Annotated in this window: 2 protein-coding genes; one reads left to right on the top strand and one right to left on the bottom strand. The window is 52.7% G+C overall.

Translation table 11 applies throughout. The annotated features are described in order from the left end of the window. Positions 1–227: 227 nt before the first annotated feature. Positions 228–584, top strand: coding sequence for a hypothetical protein (locus DMG62_24830; GenBank protein ID PYY19245.1), 357 nt, complete (start codon positions 228–230; stop codon positions 582–584). Positions 585–592: 8 nt separating this feature from the next. Here DMG62_24830 and DMG62_24825 read toward each other — a convergent pair whose 3' ends face one another. Next, positions 593–1,627, bottom strand: coding sequence for a membrane dipeptidase (locus tag DMG62_24825; GenBank protein ID PYY19244.1), 1,035 nt, complete (start codon positions 1,625–1,627; stop codon positions 593–595). Positions 1,628–1,879: the final 252 nt, after the last annotated feature.

Genomic DNA, 1,879 nt, shown 5'->3' with positions numbered 1-1,879 from the left:
TTGAAATTAGGCAGCGCATCCTCGCCGGTATTTTTCGGGTGCATTCCGCAGTCGAGCAGAAGCCGGTGTCGGCCAATCTCAAGATAGTACGAATTCGCTCCGATCTCTGTGTGCCGTGTGAGACTTGTGAATTTCAAATGCGACTCCGGTGAAGTCCTGAGAGTTTCTTATCAGAGCGGTTATTGTCTGAACAGTCGGCTTAGTGGTCGGTCTAATAGCTGGTCACCATGGAAGGAGAAACCAACGGGGACCGCGACCGAAACACGCATCTGGAGCAGGATATCTCTATCCATATTTTTACTGTCTCCGCCGCCATGGTGGGCGTTTGTTTGACCGTCATCGGACTCATTCGTGTGGTCATTACACTTGGACGTGCGGACACGGTGGCAGATGATCTTCTGGCTGGAGACGCGCTGCTCTTTCTGATTTCCTGTCTGCTTTCTTACTGGGCCCTGCGTTCACGGTCGGTGCATCGAATGCATCGGCTGGAAAAGGTCGCCGACGCAATATTTATCATTGCGATGATTGGAATGGCGATCATTTGTGCGTTGATCACTTACAACATCTCTGTTCCAGCTCGATGAGGTGCTGGCTAAAGCAGCTCTTTAAAAATCCGCAGCCAATTTCCTCGCAGAATCTTTTCGATGTCAGCGTCGCTGAATCCGCGTTCGATCAATCTGCGGGTGAAATTGCGGGCATGCAAGTGGTTCGTTAGGTCAGGAATGAAGTGCGGGGTTATAAATTTTGCGGCGAGCTCCTTTTGCCTCGACTCCGGCCACTGGCGATAAATGAACTCAAAAAAATCGAATCCGATCCCGACGCTGTCGATCCCGATCAAATTCGCGACGTGCTCGATATGATCGACGTAGTGGTCGAGCGTGCTTTCTTCTTTTCGCGGGCTCACGAGGATGGAGTTGATACCGATTACTCCGCGCTGTGCACCGAGCATCCTGATCTGTTCATCGCTAATGTTGCGCTCGATGTCGTAGTATCGGCGAACGTTCGTGTGTGACACGATGGACGGCTTGGTTGTGATCGAGAGGATTTCTTCAAACCCACCCGGGTTAATGTGTGCAAGGTCAATAATCACGCCGAGGGCTTCGCATTCACGTACGACCTCGCGACCAAACAGTGTCAAACCCTCAGCCGGCGAGCCGCTCGCCGCGAAAACTCCGCCGTGCCCCGCCGCATTGGTTCGCGCGTGTGTAAGTCCGATTGAGCGCACACCGAGTTCGTAAAAAACGCGCAATTGATTTAAATCGGTACGCAACGGCTCGACGCCCTCCATCGTGATGAGAAACGCGATCTTGCCCGTTTCTGCCGCCGCCTGAATTTCGAGATAATTTTTGCAAATCGCGAAGCGGCCCGAACCTGCTGTTTCTGCATAGAGGCGTGCAACTTGATCGAGCGCGACGCTCAACCCGTTCTGGGGCAAATAGCGGTCCTCGATATAAATCGCCGCGCCGACAACGGCAACATTCCCGGCTTCGAATTCGGGCAAAAATTCTGTTCCAAGAACATCTCGGCGCTCGCGCTTCTCGTAAAGATCCATCGGTAAATCGAAATGCATATCGATGATCCCTCCGGCCTGCAGCCGGTCGATTCTTTCTTCGATGGATTGGTTCATTGTCCTAACGGCGGTCTGTGGGCGCCGAATTCCTTAAAGCAAACGCCAGAATCCCAGAGATGTCACGCCAAGCAGTGAAGCTAATCCGATTTTAGAAGCGTTTGTGTCAAACGCCTGCTCGATGAAACATGACCGCCTATTCGGCTGTCGCCACAGCAAAGCCTTCGTCCCGAGCCTAGTGCCGATTCGCGCGGCGCTGCGGTAAGTTATGTGCTATCGAAAAAATCACGAGTTCCTGTGCCCTTTCCTACT

The organism is Acidobacteriota bacterium, from assembly GCA_003225175.1.
In the GTDB taxonomy this organism is placed as follows: domain Bacteria; phylum Acidobacteriota; class Terriglobia; order Terriglobales; family Acidobacteriaceae; genus Gp1-AA112.
This window is presented reverse-complemented; position numbering and strand designations above follow the sequence as displayed.

What these genes read in the sequence shown, in the direction of transcription:
- DMG62_24830 (PYY19245.1), top strand. Translation starts at nt 228, where the DNA reads ATGGAAGGAGAAACCAACGGGGACCGCGACCGAAACACGCATCTGGAG.
- DMG62_24825 (PYY19244.1), bottom strand. Translation starts at nt 1,627, where the DNA reads ATGAACCAATCCATCGAAGAAAGAATCGACCGGCTGCAGGCCGGAGGG.